The sequence below is a fragment of the Chryseobacterium sp. II3a genome, assembly GCF_057815135.1.
The window spans coordinates 54192-77204 of sequence record NZ_JBYPZJ010000012.1 but is presented as its reverse complement, the minus strand read 5'-3'; the positions used below and the strand labels follow the sequence as shown (position 1 = coordinate 77204).

At 35.1% G+C, this 23013-nt stretch carries 28 protein-coding genes; 26 read left to right on the top strand and 2 right to left on the bottom strand.

The features are described from left to right. Positions 1-38: 38 nt before the first annotated feature. From AC3HD6_RS21390 to AC3HD6_RS21310, 17 genes are all read left to right on the top strand, one after another. A complete protein-coding gene (locus AC3HD6_RS21390) occupies positions 39-2891 on the top strand; it encodes a T9SS type A sorting domain-containing protein (protein ID WP_488898160.1) in 2853 nt (950 codons plus the stop codon). A 22-nt stretch (positions 2892-2913) separates the two neighbouring features. Continuing rightward, positions 2914-3381, top strand: a complete 468-nt coding sequence (gene paaD / locus AC3HD6_RS21385; RefSeq protein ID WP_488898159.1) for a 1,2-phenylacetyl-CoA epoxidase subunit PaaD — start codon at positions 2914-2916, stop codon at positions 3379-3381. A 156-nt stretch (positions 3382-3537) separates the two neighbouring features. After that, entirely contained in the window at positions 3538-4338 is an 801-nt protein-coding gene (locus AC3HD6_RS21380) for an enoyl-CoA hydratase/isomerase family protein (protein ID WP_488898158.1), read from the top strand. A 36-nt stretch (positions 4339-4374) separates the two neighbouring features. Then, complete coding sequence (locus tag AC3HD6_RS21375; protein ID WP_488898157.1) at positions 4375-4680, top strand: four helix bundle protein; 306 nt, start codon at positions 4375-4377, stop codon at positions 4678-4680. A gap of 88 nt (positions 4681-4768) precedes the next feature. Next, entirely contained in the window at positions 4769-5902 is a 1134-nt protein-coding gene (locus tag AC3HD6_RS21370) for a 3-hydroxyacyl-CoA dehydrogenase NAD-binding domain-containing protein (protein ID WP_488898156.1), read from the top strand. A 48-nt stretch (positions 5903-5950) separates the two neighbouring features. Then, entirely contained in the window at positions 5951-6268 is a 318-nt protein-coding gene (locus AC3HD6_RS21365; RefSeq protein WP_488898155.1) for a hypothetical protein, read from the top strand. Positions 6269-6270: 2 nt separating this feature from the next. Beyond that, positions 6271-6684: a PaaI family thioesterase gene (locus AC3HD6_RS21360; protein WP_488898154.1), complete on the top strand. Its 414-nt coding sequence runs from the start codon at positions 6271-6273 to the stop codon at positions 6682-6684. Between the two features lie 35 nt (positions 6685-6719). Beyond that, the gene (locus AC3HD6_RS21355; RefSeq protein WP_488898153.1) at positions 6720-7427 is read left to right on the top strand and encodes a DUF6624 domain-containing protein; all 708 of its coding nucleotides are present in this window, start codon (positions 6720-6722) and stop codon (positions 7425-7427) included. A gap of 133 nt (positions 7428-7560) precedes the next feature. Beyond that, positions 7561-8766, top strand: a complete 1206-nt coding sequence (pcaF, locus tag AC3HD6_RS21350; protein WP_488898152.1) for a 3-oxoadipyl-CoA thiolase — start codon at positions 7561-7563, stop codon at positions 8764-8766. 98 nt (positions 8767-8864) lie between these two features. Next, positions 8865-9458: an acyltransferase gene (locus AC3HD6_RS21345; RefSeq protein WP_068938883.1), complete on the top strand. Its 594-nt coding sequence runs from the start codon at positions 8865-8867 to the stop codon at positions 9456-9458. 19 nt (positions 9459-9477) lie between these two features. Continuing rightward, positions 9478-10305 (top strand): alpha/beta hydrolase, encoded by an 828-nt coding sequence (locus tag AC3HD6_RS21340; RefSeq protein ID WP_488898151.1) that lies wholly within the window; start codon positions 9478-9480, stop codon positions 10303-10305. A gap of 62 nt (positions 10306-10367) precedes the next feature. Beyond that, a complete protein-coding gene (locus tag AC3HD6_RS21335; RefSeq protein ID WP_488898150.1) occupies positions 10368-11213 on the top strand; it encodes an aspartyl protease family protein in 846 nt (281 codons plus the stop codon). A gap of 152 nt (positions 11214-11365) precedes the next feature. Continuing rightward, positions 11366-11545, top strand: coding sequence for a hypothetical protein (locus AC3HD6_RS21330; protein ID WP_488898149.1), 180 nt, complete (start codon positions 11366-11368; stop codon positions 11543-11545). Between the two features lie 34 nt (positions 11546-11579). Then, positions 11580-14075, top strand: a complete 2496-nt coding sequence (paaZ, locus tag AC3HD6_RS21325; RefSeq protein WP_488898148.1) for a phenylacetic acid degradation bifunctional protein PaaZ — start codon at positions 11580-11582, stop codon at positions 14073-14075. A 312-nt stretch (positions 14076-14387) separates the two neighbouring features. After that, positions 14388-14549, top strand: coding sequence for a hypothetical protein (locus tag AC3HD6_RS21320; protein ID WP_488898147.1), 162 nt, complete (start codon positions 14388-14390; stop codon positions 14547-14549). A gap of 91 nt (positions 14550-14640) precedes the next feature. Further along, a complete protein-coding gene (locus tag AC3HD6_RS21315) occupies positions 14641-15417 on the top strand; it encodes a DUF4241 domain-containing protein (RefSeq protein WP_488898146.1) in 777 nt (258 codons plus the stop codon). Positions 15418-15422: 5 nt separating this feature from the next. Beyond that, a complete protein-coding gene (locus tag AC3HD6_RS21310) occupies positions 15423-16130 on the top strand; it encodes an SMUG2 DNA glycosylase family protein (protein WP_488898145.1) in 708 nt (235 codons plus the stop codon). A gap of 66 nt (positions 16131-16196) precedes the next feature. On the opposite strand, the gene AC3HD6_RS21305 is transcribed toward AC3HD6_RS21310, so the two are convergent. Beyond that, on the bottom strand, positions 16197-17024 hold the full coding sequence (locus tag AC3HD6_RS21305; RefSeq protein ID WP_488898144.1) for a T9SS type A sorting domain-containing protein: 828 nt from the start codon (positions 17022-17024) through the stop codon (positions 16197-16199). 34 nt (positions 17025-17058) lie between these two features. Next, on the bottom strand, positions 17059-17607 hold the full coding sequence (locus tag AC3HD6_RS21300) for a phage tail protein (protein ID WP_068938898.1): 549 nt from the start codon (positions 17605-17607) through the stop codon (positions 17059-17061). Between the two features lie 347 nt (positions 17608-17954). On the opposite strand from AC3HD6_RS21300, the gene AC3HD6_RS21295 reads away from it, so the two are divergent. The 9 genes from AC3HD6_RS21295 to AC3HD6_RS21255 all read left to right on the top strand — a co-directional run bounded on the left by AC3HD6_RS21295 (position 17955) and on the right by AC3HD6_RS21255 (position 23010). Next, positions 17955-18719 carry an enoyl-CoA hydratase/isomerase family protein gene (locus tag AC3HD6_RS21295; protein ID WP_068938900.1) on the top strand — a complete coding sequence of 255 codons (765 nt, stop codon included), beginning with the start codon at positions 17955-17957 and terminating at the stop codon, positions 18717-18719. Between the two features lie 258 nt (positions 18720-18977). Continuing rightward, a complete protein-coding gene (locus AC3HD6_RS21290; protein ID WP_488898143.1) occupies positions 18978-19595 on the top strand; it encodes a hypothetical protein in 618 nt (205 codons plus the stop codon). Continuing rightward, complete coding sequence (locus tag AC3HD6_RS21285; protein ID WP_488898142.1) at positions 19595-20215, top strand: hypothetical protein; 621 nt, start codon at positions 19595-19597, stop codon at positions 20213-20215. The genes AC3HD6_RS21290 and AC3HD6_RS21285 overlap by 1 nt, the downstream gene beginning before the upstream one ends. A 181-nt stretch (positions 20216-20396) precedes the next feature. Further along, entirely contained in the window at positions 20397-20687 is a 291-nt protein-coding gene (locus tag AC3HD6_RS21280; protein ID WP_488898141.1) for a winged helix-turn-helix domain-containing protein, read from the top strand. Between the two features lie 61 nt (positions 20688-20748). Continuing rightward, a complete protein-coding gene (locus AC3HD6_RS21275) occupies positions 20749-21588 on the top strand; it encodes a metallophosphoesterase (protein WP_488898140.1) in 840 nt (279 codons plus the stop codon). 12 nt (positions 21589-21600) lie between these two features. Further along, a complete protein-coding gene (locus AC3HD6_RS21270; protein WP_488898139.1) occupies positions 21601-21897 on the top strand; it encodes a hypothetical protein in 297 nt (98 codons plus the stop codon). 9 nt (positions 21898-21906) lie between these two features. Beyond that, a complete protein-coding gene (locus tag AC3HD6_RS21265; RefSeq protein ID WP_488898138.1) occupies positions 21907-22206 on the top strand; it encodes a hypothetical protein in 300 nt (99 codons plus the stop codon). A gap of 12 nt (positions 22207-22218) precedes the next feature. After that, on the top strand, positions 22219-22704 hold the full coding sequence (locus tag AC3HD6_RS21260; protein WP_488898137.1) for a Coq4 family protein: 486 nt from the start codon (positions 22219-22221) through the stop codon (positions 22702-22704). Between the two features lie 12 nt (positions 22705-22716). After that, the gene (locus AC3HD6_RS21255) at positions 22717-23010 is read left to right on the top strand and encodes a hypothetical protein (RefSeq protein WP_488898136.1); all 294 of its coding nucleotides are present in this window, start codon (positions 22717-22719) and stop codon (positions 23008-23010) included. The last annotated feature ends 3 nt before the right edge of the window (positions 23011-23013 follow it).

Sequence of the window (23013 nt, the reverse complement as noted above, 5' to 3'; positions counted from 1 at the left end):
TCTCTTTCATTTATATTATTCTAATAACCAGTTTATATATGAAATGTTTTTATAGCCTCTTGCTGCTTTTGCCTGCATTATTAGATGCTCAGACACAAATACATCCAATAACACAAACAAGTTGGAATGATAATATTACGGCAGATAATGCTGCAATAGAAAATGTAATAGCGCTCAGTAAGACGTTTATGGAGCAACCAAAATTGGTGGGTATAAATGTATTCAATAATTACGAACCGATTTTCAGTTCTACAGATAAATGGGATAGGGGGTCTTGGTTCAGAGGTTATTTTAGTGGCTATATAGGAAACTACAAAAAGTTTTATGAATATGATCCAGATGCAAAATTTTCTGGTTTTTGGAGTAGTCATCCCCAGCCAAGGCATACAAGTAAACAGATACGTGCTATGATTCACTATGATAATTATTATTCGAACTCCAAGAATTCTTCTACAATTCTTCAAGGGTTAGAATATTTAATATGCCAACAAGTTAAAAATCAAAATAACAGTTTGTTAGATGGTGGTTATATTTACTGGTGGGCAAGAGAAGGTAAAGATATATTTGAACAAAATGATATTCCAGGAAGCGTATCTCAGAATAGTGTACATGTATATGAAACAGGTAGTGCTATAGTAGGGCTTTGTGAAGGATATCTATATTTGAAAAAAAATAATATTGCACTTCCACCAGGTTTGTATGAGGCTATTGGTAAAGCTGCAGATAATTTATATGCAATAGATCTATTTGGATATAATTCTGAAAATTACACTGCTTTTGGATTATGGGGGCTTGCAAAAGCTTATAAAATAACACAGGATTGCAAGTATTTAGATAAAATTATCAATGTTAGTAATTGGCTGTTAGACCAACAAGCAAATGAAACTGGAATATGTAATGGAACATGGAAGAGAGGAGAAGAAACTCTTGATAATGGGCAGAAAGTATATCATGAGTCAAAGATTAATTATCATGCAATTATTTTAAGAGGATTAATTGAGTCGCTAGATGCTGTCCCAAAGTCGGATGTTGTACTAAGAGAAAAATTGATTTCAGGTATTAAAAAGGGTGTTAATCATATTATTAAATATAGGGTGGAGTATGAAAATGCTTCTTATTTAGGAACTTTAAGTGTTTTTTATAGTACAATAGATTGTGAAAAAATAGCTAATTTGAATAATAATGATTATTATTCTTTTCTTTATTACGATGATATTGTTGAAATGTTTGCACTTTTAACATATTATGCCACTTTTAATAAAAATAATTTTAGTCAAGCAGAAATTGATACTTTAAAAAAGCTTTTAAATATAATTAGTATTCATGCGCAAACACGAATAGATCCGGATAATAATGGTGTACCGGAAGGATTGACTCCTGATGAAAAAAAAGAAGACCAAAAAAGAAGAGCAGTTGATCAGATAGCTTCACTGGCTTACTATTTAGACTATACAAAAGCTATTAATAACAACATAAAAGTTTTCGAAGTAGACAATACCAACTTCTTTGATTCAGAAAAAACATCAAAACTTGTTTCCTTAGATTTTGATCATGACGGAGTAAGAGATGAGGTAGCTTATTTCAGTACCAATGGGGATGAAACATTCTTAAATGTTGCTAAAATGACTCCTGACGGATCCATATCTTCTGTGAAAAATGCTTGGAAATCTACAGGATATCCGCTTGAATTATTCTCGGACAGAATAGTTTCAGGAGATTTTGACAACGATGGATATTTTGATGATATGGCTGTAATGTACGATTATGGAGGGGGAGAAACAAGGATTCACGTGTTTGAAGGTACAGGGGCTGAATTTATATATAGTAATCAGGCTCAGGGATGGTGGAAAGAGACGGGGTATTATGCTAATTTGGTGGGTGACAGGATGGTATCCGGAGATTTTGATGGCGATGGAAAGCACAATGATATTGCAGTTTTTTATAGATATGGTAATAGTGAAACAAAAATACACGTATTTCAAGGACAGGCAAACAAATCTTTTAAATACTTAGGTGCAGATGGATGGTGGCAAAGTATCTCCTATTCAACAGATAATATCATAAGCAATATTGTATCTGGAAATTTTGATAATAATGATATGCATGATGATATTGCAGTTTTCTATAAAAATAGTAATGATGCTACTGATATTCATGTGTTCGAAAGAGTGGGCTCAAGTTTTGTTTTTAAAAAATGGTGGGAAAATACAGGTTATCCTTTCAATCAGTTTACCAAAAGGATTGTTTCGGGGAACTTTTATGATGGAAACAAAAGAGATGATATTGCAGTATTATATGAATCTGATCCTGGGCATGCAAATCTGCATCTTTTCCAAGGAAAAGGAGATCATTTTAATTATTTAGGATCTACAGGGTATTGGGCATCAACTAACTATGACTCTAAAAAAATAAAAGGAAAAATTGTTGATTTCAATATTGAAAATGATGATAAATCCCAGATTTTTGCCATGTATAATGTCTCAAACAAAGATTCTAAACTGCAGGTCTTTAAAAACAAGATGTATAGCACGTCACCAAGTTTTGTACTCAATGAGGTAAAAGATTGGTGGAAGAATGAATGTGGTGGAGATATCGGTTTACAGAATCAGTATGTACCTTCAAGTGTAAGTAGAACGGCAAATAGGCCTTTAGAAAAGGATACTTCAGATAAAATTGCTAATATCAAAATATATAAAGATTCGGATTCCTATGAAGTGGTTTCACAAGAGAAAATAAAAAGTATACAGATCTTTGATTTTTCAGGGAAGATGATACAGGAACATACCGGAATTCTTTCGAATCGATTCAGGTTCGGTATTTTAAAAGGAAACTATATTATAAAAGTATCCGATATCAATAATAAAATTTCAACCAGAAAAATACTTGACTAAAGTAATTTTTCAATGTTAAAATATGCAAAACAATATTTTAAACTTATTAAAAACAATTCCCGATCCGGAAATTCCGGTGATTAATATTGTGGAGCTGGGAATTGTAAGAGGAGCAGAAATAACAGGTGATAATTCCTGCGAAGTGACAATTACACCAACCTATTCTGCATGTCCTGCCATGTTTACCATTGAAGAGGATATCATCAAAATGATGAAAGAAAACGGATGGGAAGCCAAAGTAGTTACCAAAATGTTTCCGATATGGACAACAGATTGGTTGACTGATGAAGCGAGAGAAAAACTTCGTGCTTTCGGAATTACACCACCTGAAAAAGGAGCAGATGAACATCATATCGGGAAACCGAAAAAATGCCCACGCTGTGGTTCTGAGCACACCAAACAGATTAGCAGATTTGGGTCTACTCTGTGTAAAGCCTCTTATCAATGCTTAGACTGTCTGGAACCTTTTGACTATTTTAAATGTCACTAAAATGAGTGTAACTATAACTAAAATGACAAGTTTATCCATAAGATTTACGGACTATGCAAAACATAACGATGATATGGGCAGATTGTTAAATTGTTAGACGGTTACATTGATTTATATTGTTAAATTAGTGCATTGTTAAAAATAAAATACAAAACTATGTATACACAACTCGATATTGAATCGCATTTTGACGGGAAGCTGAAAATTGCCTACCTAAATCAGCCTGAAACGATGAACGCTCTTACAAAGCCTTCTTTGGGGGATCTGAAAGATTTCATTAAAGAATGCAGTGAGGATGAAAATGTAAGATGCGTTGCCATTTCCGGAAGAGGAAGAGCATTTTGTTCAGGTCAAAATCTTGAAGAAGCTTTTGCAGTAGGGAAAGAACACCACGATCAGGATATCATCAGAAAAATTGTGGTAGATTATTATAACCCATTAGTAATGGAAGTAACGCGTTGCAAAAAACCGGTTATTGCCTTAGTAAATGGCCCTGCAGTAGGAGCTGGTGCAATGTTGGCCTTAATCTGTGATTTCGTGTTGGCTAATAACAAAGCGTATTTTTCCCAGGCGTTTTCAAATATCGGTTTGATCCCTGATACAGGAGGTACTTATTTCTTACCGAAACTTTTAGGTAGACAATTGGCTAATTATTTAGCATTTACCGGTAAAAAATTATCTGCTGAAGAATCTAAAGCTCACGGGCTTGTTGCTGAGGTCTTCTCTGAAGAAGAGTTTGGACCAAAATCAATGGAAATTCTTGAAAGAATGGCCAATATGCCGACAGCAGCAATTAAGCTAACGAAAAAAGCCTTTGCAAACTCATACACCAACACTTTAAAAGAGCAGTTGGAACTTGAAGGTGATCTACAACAGGAAGCCGCAGAAACAGAAGACTTCATAGAAGGTGTAAATGCCTTTTTACAGAAAAGAAAACCTAATTATAAAGGAAAATAAATCAATTTGATAATGGGTTAATTTGAGAATTTGAAAATGAGAGACGATAGAGAAAATATTATTGTAAAGAAAACTTTTGGATTTGCATTAGATATTATTGAATTTTCTGAAGTCTTGTATAAAGCAAACAGATTTCCGCTTGCTAATCAAATTTTTAAATCCGGAACTTCAATTGGTGCAAACGTAAGAGAAGCTCAAAATGCTGAAAGTAAGGCAGATTTTATCCACAAAATAAAGATTGCTGCCAAAGAAGCAGATGAAACTGAGTACTGGCTTTTATTGTGTTTTCAATCACCATTCCTGAGTTCTCCGAATGAGAGTTTATTTAAAAATTTAAAATAAATTATATTAATTCTCTCCAAAATTATTTCAACGTCAAAAATTAAATAATTTTCAAATTAACTCATTTTCAAATTTTCAAATTAAAACTATGAATATTGGAATTATTGGGGCAGGAACCATGGGCGTTGGAATAGCCCAGGTAGCTGCAACAGCAGGATGCAAGGTCGTTTTATTCGATGCTAATGCTCCACAAATAGATAAAGCACTTACAGGTTTAGAGAAAACCCTTGAGAAATTAGCTGAAAAAGGAAAAATTTCTCAGGAAAAAGCCACAGAGATCAGAAACAATATCGTTAAAGGTGAAACATTACAGGATTTAAGAGATTCTAACCTGGTTATCGAAGCGATCATTGAAAACAAAGACATCAAAACCAAAGTTTTTACAGAATTGGAAACTTATGTTTCCGAAGACTGTATCATCGGTTCCAATACATCATCCATTTCTATCACCTCTCTGGGGGCAGAACTAAAGAAACCGGAGCGTTTCATCGGGATCCACTTCTTTAATCCGGCTCCGTTGATGCCTTTAGTAGAAGTTATTCCATCTTTGTTAACAGAAAAAACGTTAGCCGAAAAAATATACAACCTCATGAAAGAATGGGGCAAAGTTCCTGTTATTGCTAAAGATATTCCTGGATTTATTGTCAACAGAATTGCCCGTCCATACTATGGTGAAGCATTAAGAATTGTTGAAGAGAATATTGCCACACCGGAACAGGTAGATGAAGCAATGAAAACAATAGGAAACTTTAAAATGGGACCTTTTGAATTAATGGACCTTATTGGAGTAGATGTGAATTTTGCCGTAACAACAACGGTTTACAAAGATTATTTCTATGATCCGAAATATAAGCCTTCTTTGTTACAACAGAGAATGTCTGAAGCTAAACTTCATGGAAGAAAGACAGGGAAAGGTTTTTACGATTATAACGAAGGAGCAGAAAAACCTGTCGCTCAGAAAGACGAAACTCTTTACCAACAGATATTTTTACGAATCATTTCAATGTTAATCAATGAAGCTGTAGAAGCTAAAAGATTAGGAGTTGCCAATGACGAAGATATTGAATTGGCTATGCAAAAAGGAGTAAACTATCCAAAAGGATTATTAGGCTGGGGACAAGAAATCGGGTATTCAAAAATTTCCGAAACTCTTCAGAATCTATACAACGAATATCAGGAGGAAAGGTATAGACAAAGTCCTTTGCTTCGTAAAATGAATTAGATAATTTGAAAATTGATTATAACAGGTTTTCATTTTCAAATTAATAGTATGAATATAGAAGAATTCAGAGCAGAATTGGAAACAAGGCTTCTCATTGAAAAACAGTATTTAACTGAGGAAGCTTCTTCCATGGATAGTCAGGAAAGGCTTGAATTGCTAGGAAAGTTTAATGAAAAATACAGAACGCTGCTTCAAAGACTAGCCAATGAGAATGGAATTGATTTAAACGCAATGTATGAAGGTGAAAATAGTTCAAACAATTCCGATACCCACCTTTCATATGAACAGGTAATTTTAGGCAAAACAATGAGTGTTTACGATAAATTATCGGATGAACTATATGAAGAAATAACAAACGAAGAGTAGAAATGAATCCAAGACAAGTAGCAGATTATATGTTCAATCAGGATTATTTTTCCCAATGGATGAATATCAAAATGATTGAGGTAAAAGAAAATTACTGTTTAATAGAAATGCCCATCAAAAAAGATATGATTAATGGGCTTAAAACAGTGCATGGTGGAGTTACTTTCGCCTTTGCAGATTCAGCACTGGCTTTTTCATCAAACAATACTGGAGATGCAGCCGTTGCTCTAAATTGTATCATCAATTTTACCAAAGCAGGAAAAGAAGGTGATGTTTTCAGAGCAGAAAGTGTTTTGGTAAATGATACCAGAAAAACAGCTGTTTATGATATTCAAATCACCAATCAAAATAAAGAGTTGATTGCAAAGTTTGTAGGAACAGTATACAAAATCGGAAAAAAAGTAACTGAATTATAATATACTCTTTACCCCAAAACACCAATGGAATTAATATGAAAAAGATCTTTTTACTTCTTTTTGGAATATCTATGTTGGGAATAAATGCCCAACAGAAAAAGTTGAACGAAGGGCTGAAAAAGGAGCTTGATGAAATCATGAGATTGGATCAGGAATACAGAAAGCTTTTTGATACTGATATAACCCCAGAAAAAAAGGATGAAGTGTTAAAAGCTTTACATATTGATAAGGAAGACTTTAAAAAGAAAAACTGGATGCTGGTAGCTCAGCAGGATAGTATTAATCTCCAGAAGGTTGAAAAGATCATTTCTCAATATGGATATCCGGGGAAAACACTTGTAGGGGAGCCTACCAATAAATCAGCATGGTATGTTATTCAACATTCCACTAAAATTGGAAAATATCTGCCTCTTATCAAAGAAGCCGGAAAAAATAAAGAAATTCCATTTATATGGGTTGCTATGATGGAGGACCGATATCTGATGCAGACTGGACAGGAGCAGATCTATGGAACACAGGGAAGTGGGGAGTTCTGGGAAGAAAACGGAAAAGGATATGAAACACAATATATCTGGCCAATAAAAGATCCGGGAAATGTGAATGAGAGAAGAAAAAAAGCAGGATTTTCCAATACAATGGAAGAATATGCTAAAAGTCTTTATGGAGACAACTTCGTTTACAAAATTTATACGCTGGATGATGTCAAAAACAAAAGGGTAGAAGCAAAAGAAGTGAAACACTGAGGGCGTATCAGAAACAAAATTAAGAATTACAAGAAATAAAGTTAATATACCTGAATGAAATGTACGGATTACAAATAACAGAGAAAATTCAATGTTATATTGCTAAACAGATACAGGGTTAAATTAGAAAACAATGAACAACGTATACATCATAGACTATGTCAGAACTCCCATTTCAAAACTACAGGGAGGATTATCAGAAGTAAGAGCCGATGATTTGGCAGCCATTGTTATCAAAGAAGTGGTAGCAAGAAACCCAAAGGTTCCTGTAGAGGAAATTGAGGATGTGATCTTCGGGTGTGCTAATCAGGCCGGGGAAGATAACAGAAATGTAGCCAGAATGGGGCTTTTGTTGGCTGGACTTCCATATAAAATTGGAGGTGAGACGGTAAATAGACTGTGCGCTTCAGGAATGTCGGCGGTAGCTAATGCTTTCCGTTCCATTGCAGCTGGTGAAGGTGAAATTTATATTGCAGGTGGAGTGGAACATATGACGCGATCTCCTTATGTAATGTCCAAACCAAGTGCCGCTTTCGGAAGAGATAGTCAGATGTATGATACCACTTTCGGATGGAGATTTATCAATCCGAAAATGAAAGAAATGTATGGTGTTGACGGTATGGGTGAAACTGCAGAAAATCTAGCAGACATGCACCAGATCAACAGAGAAGATCAGGACAAATTTGCCCTATGGTCTCAGCAAAAAGCGACCAAAGCTCAGAAAAGTGGAAGATTGGCTGAAGAAATTGTAAAAGTTGAAATTCCACAAAGAAAAGGAGATCCTATTGTTTTTGAAAAAGACGAATTTATTAAACCAACTTCTTCCATGGAAGGATTAGGAAAACTTCGCCCAGCTTTCAGAAAAGAAGGAACCGTAACTGCCGGAAACGCTTCAGGAATGAATGATGGAGCAGCTGCTTTGATCTTAGCCAGCGAAGAAGCTGTGAAAAAATATGGTTTAAAACCAAAAGCTAAAATTTTAGGATCTTCAGTAGCTGGTGTAGAACCAAGAATTATGGGAATAGGACCTGTAGAAGCTACTCAGAAGTTATTAAAGAGATTAAATCTGTCTTTAGAAGATATGGATATCATTGAACTTAATGAAGCCTTTGCTGCCCAAGCTTTAGCGGTAACAAGAAGCTTAGGTTTACAGGATGATGATGCCAGAATTAACCCAAATGGAGGAGCTATTGCCATCGGACACCCACTGGGAGTTTCCGGGGCAAGAATCATTGGTTCTGCAGCCATGGAACTTCAGAAGCAGGATAAAAAATATGCATTGTGTACCCTTTGTATCGGTGTAGGACAAGGCTATGCAATGGTCATTGAAAAAGTATAAATCAATTTGAAAATGGAATAATTTGAGAATTTGAAAATGTTTAGTGGCATTATTCATTTTCAAATTAACTCATTCTCAAATTCTCAAATTAAAAAAATATGAACATCTACTCATATCACGGGATCCGTCCCATTATAAAACCATCTGCCTATATTCATCCGCAGGCAGTAATTATTGGGAATGTAGAAATTGGCGAAGAAGTCTATATCGGTCCTAATGCGGTAATCCGTGGCGACTGGGGGAAAATTATCATTAAAGATGGAGCCAATGTTCAGGAAAACTGTACGCTTCATGTTTTCCCGAATATAGAAACCATTTTGGAAGAATCAGCTCATATCGGGCATGGAGCAATTATTCATTCAGGGCACATTGGAAAAAACTGTTTGATCGGAATGAATTCTGTGGTGATGGACAAAGCTTATATTGGTGATGAAAGTATCGTAGGAGCTTTAGCATTCGTTCCTGCTAATTTCAGATGTGAACCAAGAAAACTGATTGTAGGAAGCCCAGCAAAAGTTATCCGTGATGTTTCTGATGAAATGATCCATTGGAAAACTGAAGGAACAAAACTGTATCAGGAACTGGCAAGAGAAGGAAAAGAAGCCATTTTGCCTTGTGAACCATTTACAGAGTATGTTCAGCAAACTCCAACAAAAATTGTGGATTACAGTATCTGGGATGATATAAAATAAATGACCATTAAAATTAAATATGATTAAGAAAATTGCTCTTATATGCAGTATGATGTTTGCGGTAAACTCTATGGTATCAGCACAGACTGTTAATACAAAACCGCTTACGATAGGAGAGGTGAGGACGATTAAGTCTAAAACTCTGAATGAAGAAAGAACACTCAATATCTATCTTCCTCAAAATTTTGATAAAGCAAAAGCGTATCCCATCATCTATCTTTTGGATGGGAGTATAAATGAAGACTTTATCCATGTTACAGGATTGGTACAGTTCTTTAACCAGATGTATTCTATGCCTGAAACTATTGTGGTAGGAATTGCGAATATAGATAGAAAAAGAGATTTTACATTTCATACAGATCTGAAGGATTTGCAGAAAGATTATCCTACAACAGGACATTCAGATAAGTTTATCACCTTCTTTGAAAAGGAACTGAAGCCTTATATAGAAAGTGAATTTAAAACAACAGAAAAATATTTGTTTGGACAGTCTCTAGGCGGCCTTTTAGCTACTGAGATTCTGTTGAAGAAGCCGGAAATGTTTAACAATTATTTCATCATCAGTCCAAGTTTATGGTGGGATGATGAGAGCCTTTTGAAGCAGGCGCCTCAATTGCTTTCAAAATCTGGAGATACTAAAAAATTCGTTTATGTTTCTGTGGGAAAAGGAGAACATCCTGTAATGGTAAAAGACGCTCAAGATCTAGATGATGTTTTAAAAAAAGCAGGAAAGAAAAACTGGACAGTAGAATATAAAATGATGGAAACAGACAATCATGCAACCATTCTTCACAGAAGTTTATACGAAGGATTGGTGAAGATGTTTCCTTATCAGGACCCGAAATAAATGTAATAACTAGATACTTACAGTTGTCTAATGGTAATAACAACTTAATTCCCATAATTATCATGAAAAAACTGTTTTTAACCTTAAGTATAATTTTAAGTTTTATCGTAAATGCCCAGAATTCTATACCATTTACACTCAATGAATATGGTCATATTATGATTAAGGTCAAGGTAGATAATGTCGAAGGGAATTTTCTTTTTGATACTGGAGCAGGACTTAATGTATATTTTGACAAATTTGCAAAAAAATTGGCACCAAAAGAATCTTACAATTTCTTTGTAGGGCATAGAGCTACAGGAGAAGCATTGGATTGCCCTATTTATCAGTCAGAAAGCTTGGATATTGGGAGGCTGCATTTTGAAAAACCACAGTATTCTACATTTGATGTAGATTTTCCAAATATAGACGGATTAATCTCACTACAAATGTTTAAAGATATTCCTGTAACCATTGATTATGAAAAGAAAGAACTCATTTTTGGAAAGTTGAAAAATGGAGATAAGAAGAATTTCATTGATGTACAGTTTGCAGACCAGGCAGGTAAAGCTATCGATATGTTTACCTACGTGAAGGTCAATAATAAAATTAAAATTCAGGTTTCCCTTGATTCAGGTTCCGGGAGAAATGCATTTAGTTTAAGTTCCCGTCTTATGGATGTTTTAAATATAAATAAAGCTGATTTTAAAGTGACAGAAGCTAAAAGTGAATTTAACAATACAAAATCGAATAAAGTATATACCGGAAGCATAGTGAAAATAACAACAGAAAATGAGTTGGCCAAAGTAGAAAACCCTAAGACACGTTTTGTAGACGGACTTATTTATGAAGGAATTACCAGCATTGAATGGCTGGGTAAGAAAATAGCCATAAGCATTCCAGATAAAAAAATATATATCATAAAGTAGGGTTTTCATACACTACGTCAAATGCCATCAAAAAACGGCAGATGAAAAGGACTTCAATTTAGATGGTATCCTATGAGACTGGACAGAAATTTAATGAACAAAAATAGAGAACAGATCCATGAAATGTAAGGGCATTCGTTTTTTTACAAAATATGAAACAGGAATCAGTAGATATTTCAGAGGTGCTGGAACATGTAGAATCAGAGGAGGTCATCAGTAAACTAAAACAGAAAGATTTTTTTCCTGTTTGTGGATGCAGTTCTCATTCTGGGCTTTTTCCTTTTATATTGATGCTGTTTATGGCAGGAAGAAAATGGAGTAAATTGTTATGAGAAAATAAGAATTAAGTAAAAAGTAAAAAATTATATGGAAAAATTAAAAAACTATATCTACGGACAATGGATAGAAGGAACCGGAATCGGAGTTCCTCTATACAACGCTGTAACAGGAGAACAGGTAGCGATTTCCGATACGGAAGGTCTTAATTTCGAACAAGCTCTTGACTATGGTAGAACTGTAGGATACAAAAACCTTTCTTCAATGACGTTCTACGATCGTGGAGAAATGTTGAAAAAAGTAGCCCTTTACCTGTTAGAAAGAAAGAAAAAATATTACGAATTATCATATAAAACAGGAGCAACACACGTTGATTCTTGGGTAGATATTGAAGGTGGTTTCGGAACTTTCTTTACCTATTCAGGATTAGCAAAAAGAATGCTTCCAAACACTCCATTTTGGGTAGATGGAGATACTCAGAAGATTTCTGCTAACGGAACCCACTTAGGAACCCACATTTTAACACCTAGTGAGGGTGTTTCTGTACAGATTAATGCTTACAACTTCCCGGTTTGGGGGATGTTGGAAAAATTATCCACATCATTGTTGGCAGGGGTACCATCTATTGTTAAACCATCACCTTTCGGATCTTATCTTACCAATGTTGTATTCCAGGATATGATTGAAAGTGGAGTATTACCTGAAGGGGCAGTACAATTGGTATGTGGAGAGCCGGGAAATATTCTGGATTATGTTCAGGACGGAGACTCTGTATTGTTTACAGGTTCAGCCACTACCGGAAGAAAGTTGAAATCACTTCCCTCTGTTGCAGGAAATGCTGTTCGTTTCAATATGGAAGCAGATTCTCTGAACTGCTCTATCCTTGGATTAGAAGCAAAACCAGGAACTCCTGAATTTGATTTATTCATCAAAGAAGTTCGTAACGAAATGACTACCAAAGCGGGGCAAAAATGTACGGCGATCAGAAGAATTATTGTTCCTGAACATTTAATTGGTGACGTTCAGAATGCTTTATCCAAAGCTTTAGATCAAACAAAAATAGGAAACCCGCTAAGCAGAGAAACCAGAATGGGATCTTTAGTGGGAAGACAGCAATACGAAGAAGTTTTAAGAAAAGTAAATATCTTAAAATCAGAAACGGAGCTTGTATATGACGGAAAACATGAGTTGGTAGACGCCAGCTATGAAAATGGAGCCTTTATGAGTCCTAAGTTATTCCTTAATGACAAACCTTTCGAGAAAAATATATCTCACGATGTAGAAGCTTTCGGGCCGGTATCTACATTAATGCCATACAAAGATGCTGAAGAAGCTGCTGCTTTGGCTAAAAGAGGAAAAGGAAGTTTGGTAGGATCTATTGTTTCTCACGATGAAAACTTTATCGCAGAAACTTCATGGAAAATGGCTTCTCAGCACGGTAGAATCTTTGTGTTAAACAGAGATAATGCTAAAGAAAGTACAGGCCACGGCTCACCTCTTCCAACATTAATGCATGGAGGTCCTGGTAGAGCAGGGGGTGGAGAAGAAATGGGCGGATTAAGCGGTCTTCATTTTTTCCTGCAAAAAACAGCTATTCAGGGATCTCCGGATGTATTGAAAGCAATTACTAAAATTTACCAGCAAGGGGCAGAGAAGAAATTCTCAGACAAGCATCCTTTCCAGAAATATTTTGAAGAAGTTGAAGTGGGTGATTCTCTTGAAACAGCAGGAAGAACTGTTACGGATGCAGATATCGTCAACTTCTCAAACGTTTCATGGGATCATTTCTATGCCCATACTGATGCTACAAGCTTAACAGGAACTATTTTCGATAAAACAGTTGCTCACGGTTACTTTATTCTTTCAGCAGCTGCAGGATTATTTGTTTCTGGTAAAAAAGGACCTGTTATTGCCAATTATGGACTAGAAGAATGTAGCTTCTTTAAACCTGTATATGCTGGTGATACCATCACCGTTTATTTAACAGCAAAAGAAAAGATTAACAGAGGAGTAAAAGGAAGAAATATTCCATCTGGTGTTGTGAAATGGCTAGTTGAGGTTATTAATCAAAGAGATGAGGTTGTTTGTGTAGCAACTATTTTAACATTAGTGGCAAAACAATCTCCTTTCATAGATCTTACGGTGAAGAATGTTCAGAAGATTCTAGGTGGATTAACAGAAAGTACTCCTTCACTTTGGGGGAAAATGTCTCCACAGCAAATGATTGAGCACTTAGACAAGGCTGTATTGGTAAGTTTGGGAGAACCTGAAGCAGACAAATGCTTTACTCCTGAAGAACATCTTGAAAAATGGCAGGATTCCCTTTACAATCATAGAGGAATGCCAAAGGATTTTACTGCTCCTTTCTTACCACAAGATGGTTCCCTTCCTGAGCTTACTCACAAGAATCTGGAAGCAGCCAAGCAGTCATTCATTGATAATCTGAAAAGATTTGTAGTGTATTACAAAGAAAATCCACAGGCAGAGCATATGAATTTCGTATTCGGAAAACTAAATAAAGAAATGTGGGAATTGATGCATAAGAAGCACTTTACACATCATTTTGAACAGTTTGGATTGATTTAATTCAGAATGAAATATAAATTTATAGTCCCTTTAGGTTTACTTAAAGGGACTTTTTTAGCTTTAAACCTTGACACGGTTTATTAACCAAAAAATACACAAAGAGGACTGATATTAGAACTACTTCAATTGAAGAAGACCGTTTTTACCATATTTATAATCGTGGTATTAACGGAGAGAATATTTTCAAATCAGATCGGAATTATTTGTTCTTTCTCAATAAAATATCTGAATTTCTTATTCCAGTCTGTGATGTATATGCATACTGCCTGATGCCTAATCATTTTCATCTTTTAGTTAAAATAAAATCAGATTTTGAATTGGTTAGAGATCATCCCAACAGGTCTTCATTCTCCTCAGAATATTTTCTCAAAACAATTTGGCAGAATTTTTAATTCTTACTCCCAGGCTTTTAATAAAGAACATAAAAAACATGGAGCCCTTATTGAATCCATCAGATTTGCTGCTTTGTTGTAATAATCTTTTGTTAAAACACTCACTCATATTGGCTAGCATTATATTTATTCGTTATTTTCAAGTTTAAAATCGATACATAAAACAAACAACAATGAACGAAAGCTGGATGCAAAAATGGGAAGAGATAAAAGACAAACTGGTATCTCCTATAGATATTGAGACATATTTTACCTCAGATGAAATTATGGAACAGAAGATGGAGACGATGGGAATTGGTAATGTTTCACTGCCATCAGGAAAAGTAATTGTAAGAGATCCTTTGGTATATCTGAACCAGAAGGAGCAGCCTTTCTTTGTTGAGGTTCCTAAAGGAAATTTTCCAGTAACTATTGCTGTGGTAAAGCTGGAAGATTGGGGGGATCGGTATGCTGCAGTAAAAGTAGAGTTCACTAAAGAAAAGCCTGTGATTTATAGAGAAGCATTAATTGGTATAGAAAATATTGAGGATGTTAACGAAGATGCTTTTTTTGGATTTAACGTGGATGCTGGTTTAGCCTGTATTACCGATCCTGAAGTGGTACCTTTTGTAGATAAATTTATTGATGAATTGGAAGTAGAGAATATTTACGATGATTATTTTGCAGCGCTGTTTGCGAAAAGTTATAAAGAGAATCCGCGAAATCAGAGAGATCTGGGAGATTGGATCAATTGGACGGTGCCTGGTACGGAATATCAGATTCCCATATTTGCAAGTGGAGTAGGAGATGGAGTATATCCGGTTTACTTTGCTTATGATAGACAGGATCAGTTATGTGGAGTGTATATTCACTTTATTGATATCGAATTAGAATTATCTGAATATGATGAAAATGAGGAAGAAGAGGATGAATCATCAGATCAGCCGGGTAATTTTGTTTTTCTAAAATAAGCTCCATGAATAAAACTTTTGCAGATCAGGTTATTGAATTTAATAAAAATCTGGCGTACTCAGGCAAACTGCCTGATGGCTTTGAAGTATTGAATCCGTATTTGGGCAATCCGGAAACGATGGTGGTTATGCAAAAGTTTTATCATCAATATTATAATGATTCCCATAAAAGGAAGTTTATGATAGGGATCAATCCCAGCCGGCATGGAGCTGGAGTGACAGGAGTTCCGTTTACGGATACCAAACGATTGGAAAGTGTATGCGGAATACAAATGGAATCTGCCCATACTCATGAAGTATCTTCCGTATTCATGTATGATATGATTGCAGATTATGGCGGAGCAGATTTGTTTTATAAAGATATTTATATCAATTCTCCATTTCCGTTGGCGATTGTCAGAAAAACCAAGAACGGCTGGCTCAATGCCAATTATTATGATGATAAAGCACTTTTCCAGGATGTAAAAGATTTTATGATTGATTCTCTGAAAAGTTATATTAGCCTGAATCTGGATACTTCAGAAGTATTTGTTCTTGGTAAGAAGAATGCTGAATTTATTTCAAAACTTAATAAAGAAGCTCAGCTTTTTGATATGATCACTGTTTTGGAGCATCCTCGGTATATTCAGCAATATAAATCTAAAGAGAAACAGTTGTATATCGACAAATATATTTTAGCATTAAAAGATAAAAAAACAATCCCCTTAATATAATCAAGGGGTGTTGTTGATGAATTAGAATCTTTATGGGAACAAGATCGGATGTGGAACTTCTATATATTAGTTTTTAATAACTTTAGTAGATTCAGTAGCAGTCTTGATAAAATAAACTCCTTTAGGAAGCTCTGAAATACTAATTTCATTCATTCCTTTCTGAACCTGAACAGTTTTCAGTATTTTGCCATCAATACTATAGACTTGTGCATCTGAGTTGTAGTCTGCTTTAATAGAAAGCGGTCCATTGGTTGGATTAGGATAAAGAGTCAAGTTTTTTTGAGTGCTTTTAGTTTCTGAGGTTCCTAATACAATATTACTGTCTTTTATCCACCTAAAACCATCCAGCCCAATGTAATAATAGTTGCCTCCAAGAGTAAGCTGAAGTTGATCAATTACAATGTTGGAATAGTTTTGTCCATTGAGATTAGTAAGGTCAATAAGGGTATATCCATTCGTCAAACCAAGGCTGGTTGAGAAATTATTGGTTTTTATAGTAGAGAATTTTGTTACTCCGCTAAGCTTTCCTGTTATCGTAAGAGAGCCTGTTGCAACAGGATTTGATAGATCATTAGCGACATACACCCAAAATCTATTTACTTTGAACAGGTTTGAGGTTGTTTTTATACTGAATGATGGATTGGGAGTAGCTAGACTTACAAAGTCTGTATTATCAATATATCTGTTGTCAACTGCTGTACCATCCCATCCTGTACCCGGATAAACTCCTATATCGAAAGTAGAAGTATGTGAAATGATATTAAAAACAACTCCGTTATCAGTAAAACTGGTGCTTCCATTAGATTCAGTTTCGAAAGTCTCTGTACTGGTCTGCCCAAATGAAAAAATTGAAATGAGCAGACTACAGATTGCAAAAATAGTAGTGCTTTTCATGATTTTTGTTTTAAATATTAGGTTATTATAGGTATTAATCACGCGGAGGATAAATGCCTTCAACACAAATGATATAATTTAATCCCAGATAAGGAGGCATATTATTTACCGGAAGATTCTGCCCTGTAAAAGAAATAGATTTTGTATTGATTGCAGTGTTGGGGTCCGTATCTATAAAACTGGGTACTGCCTGGAAGTTTCTTCCATTTGGAATTCCGGTGATGGCAAGAGAAGATGCCGCTGTAGGGGTTGCTGTATTGGCATTTTGATTCACTATTTTAAGCTGAAACCCAGCTCCAATACTTGGAAGATTCGACTGCAAAAGAGTATTTTGTGTGGTCCCTGCCGTTACCCCCAAAGGATAATATTCATTGGCGTTTACATTTCCGGCTCCAAGAGCCATACGGCCTTTCAGATTGGGTAATGCAAAAGTGGTAATACCATCTCCACCGTATGTAGTTCCTAATATTGAGAATAGTGCTGAATTTCTTGAAATGCTTATTAAGCTTCCATCACAAAACATCCATCCTCTTGGTGCAAAATTTCCTGCAAATAATTTAACGATTCCAATGTACTCTTCCATGGTATATATTTTTTTAGCCTTTAATTTCTTACTCTATTCATGGCTTTTCAGATTCCGCCGTTAAGTGATTTATTTTCTTATCCAAAGGAACAACTAATAAAAAAGTAGTGCTAGAGTAGAAAATACCAAATTCAGCATTGCGTATTTCTACGTAAAGAGATATTTTTCTGCTATGAAGAGGTGGATTGAGTATTTAAAATAAAACAATCCATAAATATTGGCTCAATAATAACTTCCAACCTCCCTCTTCCAGCTTCCAGCCTGAAAAATAGCATGAATTTCTCCTCTTTAAGTTTCTCCAAAAGCACTGTATTTAGTATTTTTGTAAGAATCCAATAAAAATTAAAATGAACGAATTCGTTGTATCAGAAATCAAAAATAATATTGCCGAAATTACTTTCGGAACCCCAAAAAGTAATGCTCTTCCAGGAGCTATTTTAGAAAAACTGGCTCAAACTATCCTTGATGAAGGCGCTAAAGATGAGGTTAAAGCAATCTTGGTAAAAAGCGAAGGAGAGAAAGCATTCTGCGCAGGAGCAAGCTTTGATGAACTTCTTGCGATAGAAGAACTGGAAGCTTCTACAAAATTTTTCGGAGGTTTTGCTAAAGTACTGAACGCAATGAGAAATTGCGGAAAGATTGTGGTGGTAAGAGTTCAGGGAAAAACAACCGGCGGCGGAGTAGGAATTGCCTGTGGTGCTGATTACTGTTTTGCAACAAAAGATTCTGCATTGGCACTTACAGAAATCAATTTAGGAATCGGACCTTTCGTCATCGGACCTTACGTAGAAAGAAAGATCGGAAAATCACAATTCTCAGCAATGGCTATTGATGCTGATTTCAGATCTGCTGAATGGGCAGAACAGCATAATGTATATCATTCCGTTTCAGATAACATCCAGGAAATGGACGAAAAGCTTGAGAAGTTCTTACAAACCCTAGCTTCCAGAAGCAGCGATGCTCTGGCATTGATTAAGAAGGTTTCATGGGAAGGTACAGACCATTTCAATGAACTGATGCCAGCGAGAATTCATATGAGTGCCAGCCTTATTTTAGAAGATTCTGCAAAAAAGAATATTGAAGCCATTAAAGAAAGACTGAGAGCAAAATAGTTTTTTGTTCTTCAAAATATTCAGCCGCTGATCACTTCAGCGGCTTTTTTGATCCTTATTCTCAAAATGGGCAAGAGAAAGAATCTCTTTGCTGTACTTAAAATATGTTACCATTACTTTTCTTCCGGTTTCATATAGATCAGATAATCTTAAAGTTAAAAATTATAAGACTAGACTGATAAAAAAAAATCATTATAAATAAAAAAATATTTTGATGAGTAAAAAAAAATTATAACTTTGTAATTCAAAGTTCTTTTTATGAATTCGAAAAATTATCACGAAGATTTATCCCATATCCGTTCCATGATGGAGCGGTCTTCCAGATTTATTTCTTTAAGTGGTCTCTCCGGAGTGGTAGCTGGATTAACGGCAATTATTGGAGCGATATATGTGTATTTTGTCTTTCAGAGAGAAGGAATCAATTATTTTGATGGTGACAGAAATATTTTTGATTCTGCTCTAGTCAAAGAACTTATCGGGATTGGGATAACCATTTTGGTGGTTGCTATCTTTAGTGGTTATCTTTTTACGGCTCACAAAAGTAAAAAGAAGGGTTTGAAGATCTGGGATGTTACTACAAAACGACTTTTGATTACTTTTTCAGTGCCTTTGGTTTCAGGAGGAGTTTTTTGTCTTGCCCTTCTTTACCATCACCTTTTCGTTTTCATCGCCCCGGCAACATTAATATTTTATGGATTGGCTTTAGTTTCAGCAGAACGATATACTTTAACGGATGTAAAATATCTAGGATATTTCGAGATTGTTTTAGGACTCGTTTCTCTATTCATCTTGGGGTGGGGATTAGTATTCTGGGCAATCGGTTTTGGAGTTTTGCATATAGTTTATGGTCTTATTATGCATAAGAAGTATAAATAATGGGAATTGGTTTTGTCATCTTAATTCACCTTTTCATTATAGCTTTTTTAAGTTGTATTGGTGCTGTATTATGTGGCTTACTTACTTATTTTATCAGTGGAAAAGAAAGAAGACGACAAAAAGTGATATTGGCAGTTATAGCTCCTTTTATTGGATTTTATACTTTCTATATTGTTGGAATTACAGGTTTATCCATTGTATCTGAGCATAAAAATGTAGATGTGGGATTTGGGGATGCCTGGTATGTTCCTTTGCAACATAATTATCAACTGTTATTTATTGATATTCCGGAACAAGCAGGCATTAATAATAAAACTGGAGAAACTCTGGTTTTAAGAGTGACAAAAATAGAAGAGTATGGGAATCAGATTTTTGGGAAAAATTTTGATAACAAGTATTTTTTGATAGATACAAAAACAGATGTGGTAAAAACTTTTGATACAGAGAGCGATTTGACTGCCTTGCATCCAGTAAAAAGACTTAATCTGACTGATGCAACTCAATTTTATTCAGAAAGAAAGGATAGTATTATGGGTTATTGGCCTTTTTTGATAGGATTTTTATCTCTCATTATCAGCATTGGGGCTGTGTGTATATGGAAGTTAATATTAATTTTTTAATAATATAAAACCATCATTTGTATCAAAAATAATACTTTCCGAAGGTAAGGAAATTTTTAATCCTTATTTTTGCACCGTTTTTTTAAATCGAGAAAAACTGTAAAGATTATGGTTGCATAGGATTAAAGAGAATGAAAAATAGTCAGATTATGACTGTTTCAGAACAAATAAGATAAAGTAAATGATCAAAATTAGTCAACTCAATAAAGAATTTGAAAGTCGTGTAAGACTGGGCATTATGTCTGTTCTTATGTTAAACGACTGGGTTGATTTCTCCGAGATGAAAGGATTATTGGAGATTACAGACGGCAATCTTGCCAGCCACAGTAATGCCCTTGAAAAAGTGGGTTATATTGAAGTGAAAAAAGAGTTTGTAGGAAAGAAGCCAAAAACCTCTTACCGTGTTACACAAAGTGGGAGACAGGCTTTTACAGATCATCTGGATGGCCTTGAAAAATTATTGGGACGATAGTCCTGTATTTTTTTGAATCTTTACTTTGCATTTCAAAGTTCTTTGTTTTAAAATAGTAATAATGAATAGAAAAACATTTTTAAAAAAGATACTACAGGTTTCAGTGTTGGGAGCTTTCCCAGGATTGTATTCATGGCAGGTAGAACCATTTTGGGTTGAATTTGTTCAAAAAAAGCTTCCTGTGAAAAACTTACCTAAGGCGTTAGATGGAAAAATATTGATGCAGATTTCGGATTTGCATGTAGGAGCGAGATTTGACTGGAGTTTTTTAATTGACTCTTTCCAAAAGGCCAAAGAATATCAACCGGATTTTGTAGTGTACACGGGAGATTTTGTAAATCGTGGAACTCCTCAGGAACAAGCAGATTTAAGAAAAGTAATGGAAAACTGTGTGCTGGGTACTTCAGCAACTTTTGGAATCTTAGGAAACCATGATTACGGAGAAAATTGGAATGATTCCGAATGCTCGGAGGAAGTATGCGATACGCTAAGTAATTCAGGTATTACAATGCTCAGGAATACTCAGGCCGAAAGTCATGGTTTAAATTTTATAGGCTTTGAAGACCTATGGTCACCCCATTTCCAACCTTCAGAAATGATGACCAACTATGATTCATCTAAAGCCAATATCGTGCTTTGCCATAATCCTGATGCATGTGATCTGGATATATGGAATGGCTACCAGGGTTGGATCTTAAGTGGGCATACTCATGGCGGGCAATGTAGAATTCCCGGTATTATCACTCCCGTACTTCCGGTGAAAAACAAAAAATATGTATCCGGAGAGATTGACTTGAAAGATGGACGAATGCTGTATATCAATCGTGCCCTCGGACATTCTTTCCAAATAAGATTTATGGTTCGCCCCGAAATCACTGTTTTTACATTAACTCAAGCTTAAATAATTAATTAAATGGAAGACAAAGAAATCATCAATCTCGGAAAATCTATATTCGGAGTCTTTTTTGTGTTGGGAAGTATCTTTCTTTTAGGAGCGATAATAACCAAGGAAGGAGGTTTTGCTGGAGCAGGTTATATGCTGGTTTATTTCGGAGTGCCGGTAAATATATTGTGTGTTTTATCTTTTTTGATTTATGGTATAATATATCGGCCAAAATTTTTAGCCTGCTTAAAGGCAGTTGGTATACTCTTAATCAATATTCCCATTGCAGCTCTGTATGGAGCAATAGGGATCTGTTTATTTAATTAAATTATTCTAATGATGTCAGAAAGAAATATTTTAAACTTAGGAAAAGCCATATTCGGACTGTTCTTCCTCGCAGGGAATATTTGTTTTTTGGGATATATCCTTACAAAAGAATTCAAATTCGCAGATTTTGGTTTTTTGCTGCTCATTTATGGATCCATATTCAATCTTCTGGTTTTAGCAGGTCTCATGCTCTATGGAATGATCAACAAGCTCAAACGTAAAACCTGTTTTCAATCAGCAGGATATCTTTTGTGGAATATTCCCATTGCTGCTCTTTATGCCATCATAGGATGGAATCTAATCTTTTAAATACATAACACTATGAAAAAAATACGCGTTCAGTTTCTGCTTTTTGTGTACGATAAAACTCAAAAACTCTACAGGAAATACTTTAAAAAGAAAAAGAGACAATGGCAGTTCAATGAAAGGCAGCTGCTGGAATTTCAGGAAGATTCGTTAGGAAGAAAATTAGGAGAATTCTATCATAAACATGGGTTTTCAATGATCCCAAAAATGGAAAACCACGATGTTCATCATCTGATTACCGATTGTGGAACCCACTTCGAGGATGAAATTGCGATGCAATATCTTTTACTGGGAAACGGAAAGCTCAATGCTCATCTTTTAGCAGCCATTGTACTGGGAACCTTTATCCTACCAGAATATATGAAGATATATATGAAAGCGTATCGAAAAGGACAGACAATGAGAGCCTTCCACGAATGGGATTTCGAAGGTCTGCTTTGGCAGAATTTTGAACATCTGAAAGATTTTATCCAGCAGAAAGATCCGGTTGTTTTACATTAAAAAGTACATGACATGGAAAATATAAAGTTTAGCCCTGCCGGGAGATATACTTTCTTTATTTCTTTTGGTCTTGGTACATTTCTATTTTTATTATTTTTTATCACTAGAAATGACGACTTATTTGTTTGTGGGTTGATCTATGTAATTTTTGCAATACCTGTGAACATGACAGTACTTTTATATGAGTTGCTTCATTTCTTGATGGACATTTCTGAAAGAAAAGATTCGGGAAACTCTGTTCTCCTTTTGCTGGCAAATATTCCAATTGCAGCAATATATCTTCTTATTATTTTCAATTTTTCATAATCT

What these genes read in the sequence shown, in the direction of transcription:
- AC3HD6_RS21390 (WP_488898160.1), top strand. Translation starts at nt 39, where the DNA reads ATGAAATGTTTTTATAGCCTCTTGCTGCTTTTGCCTGCATTATTAGAT.
- paaD (WP_488898159.1), top strand. Translation starts at nt 2,914, where the DNA reads ATGCAAAACAATATTTTAAACTTATTAAAAACAATTCCCGATCCGGAA.
- AC3HD6_RS21380 (WP_488898158.1), top strand. Translation starts at nt 3,538, where the DNA reads ATGTATACACAACTCGATATTGAATCGCATTTTGACGGGAAGCTGAAA.
- AC3HD6_RS21375 (WP_488898157.1), top strand. Translation starts at nt 4,375, where the DNA reads ATGAGAGACGATAGAGAAAATATTATTGTAAAGAAAACTTTTGGATTT.
- AC3HD6_RS21370 (WP_488898156.1), top strand. Translation starts at nt 4,769, where the DNA reads ATGAATATTGGAATTATTGGGGCAGGAACCATGGGCGTTGGAATAGCC.
- AC3HD6_RS21365 (WP_488898155.1), top strand. Translation starts at nt 5,951, where the DNA reads ATGAATATAGAAGAATTCAGAGCAGAATTGGAAACAAGGCTTCTCATT.
- AC3HD6_RS21360 (WP_488898154.1), top strand. Translation starts at nt 6,271, where the DNA reads ATGAATCCAAGACAAGTAGCAGATTATATGTTCAATCAGGATTATTTT.
- AC3HD6_RS21355 (WP_488898153.1), top strand. Translation starts at nt 6,720, where the DNA reads ATGAAAAAGATCTTTTTACTTCTTTTTGGAATATCTATGTTGGGAATA.
- pcaF (WP_488898152.1), top strand. Translation starts at nt 7,561, where the DNA reads ATGAACAACGTATACATCATAGACTATGTCAGAACTCCCATTTCAAAA.
- AC3HD6_RS21345 (WP_068938883.1), top strand. Translation starts at nt 8,865, where the DNA reads ATGAACATCTACTCATATCACGGGATCCGTCCCATTATAAAACCATCT.
- AC3HD6_RS21340 (WP_488898151.1), top strand. Translation starts at nt 9,478, where the DNA reads ATGATTAAGAAAATTGCTCTTATATGCAGTATGATGTTTGCGGTAAAC.
- AC3HD6_RS21335 (WP_488898150.1), top strand. Translation starts at nt 10,368, where the DNA reads ATGAAAAAACTGTTTTTAACCTTAAGTATAATTTTAAGTTTTATCGTA.
- AC3HD6_RS21330 (WP_488898149.1), top strand. Translation starts at nt 11,366, where the DNA reads ATGAAACAGGAATCAGTAGATATTTCAGAGGTGCTGGAACATGTAGAA.
- paaZ (WP_488898148.1), top strand. Translation starts at nt 11,580, where the DNA reads ATGGAAAAATTAAAAAACTATATCTACGGACAATGGATAGAAGGAACC.
- AC3HD6_RS21315 (WP_488898146.1), top strand. Translation starts at nt 14,641, where the DNA reads ATGAACGAAAGCTGGATGCAAAAATGGGAAGAGATAAAAGACAAACTG.
- AC3HD6_RS21310 (WP_488898145.1), top strand. Translation starts at nt 15,423, where the DNA reads ATGAATAAAACTTTTGCAGATCAGGTTATTGAATTTAATAAAAATCTG.
- AC3HD6_RS21305 (WP_488898144.1), bottom strand. Translation starts at nt 17,024, where the DNA reads ATGAAAAGCACTACTATTTTTGCAATCTGTAGTCTGCTCATTTCAATT.
- AC3HD6_RS21300 (WP_068938898.1), bottom strand. Translation starts at nt 17,607, where the DNA reads ATGGAAGAGTACATTGGAATCGTTAAATTATTTGCAGGAAATTTTGCA.
- AC3HD6_RS21295 (WP_068938900.1), top strand. Translation starts at nt 17,955, where the DNA reads ATGAACGAATTCGTTGTATCAGAAATCAAAAATAATATTGCCGAAATT.
- AC3HD6_RS21290 (WP_488898143.1), top strand. Translation starts at nt 18,978, where the DNA reads ATGAATTCGAAAAATTATCACGAAGATTTATCCCATATCCGTTCCATG.
- AC3HD6_RS21285 (WP_488898142.1), top strand. Translation starts at nt 19,595, where the DNA reads ATGGGAATTGGTTTTGTCATCTTAATTCACCTTTTCATTATAGCTTTT.
- AC3HD6_RS21280 (WP_488898141.1), top strand. Translation starts at nt 20,397, where the DNA reads ATGATCAAAATTAGTCAACTCAATAAAGAATTTGAAAGTCGTGTAAGA.
- AC3HD6_RS21275 (WP_488898140.1), top strand. Translation starts at nt 20,749, where the DNA reads ATGAATAGAAAAACATTTTTAAAAAAGATACTACAGGTTTCAGTGTTG.
- AC3HD6_RS21270 (WP_488898139.1), top strand. Translation starts at nt 21,601, where the DNA reads ATGGAAGACAAAGAAATCATCAATCTCGGAAAATCTATATTCGGAGTC.
- AC3HD6_RS21265 (WP_488898138.1), top strand. Translation starts at nt 21,907, where the DNA reads ATGATGTCAGAAAGAAATATTTTAAACTTAGGAAAAGCCATATTCGGA.
- AC3HD6_RS21260 (WP_488898137.1), top strand. Translation starts at nt 22,219, where the DNA reads ATGAAAAAAATACGCGTTCAGTTTCTGCTTTTTGTGTACGATAAAACT.
- AC3HD6_RS21255 (WP_488898136.1), top strand. Translation starts at nt 22,717, where the DNA reads ATGGAAAATATAAAGTTTAGCCCTGCCGGGAGATATACTTTCTTTATT.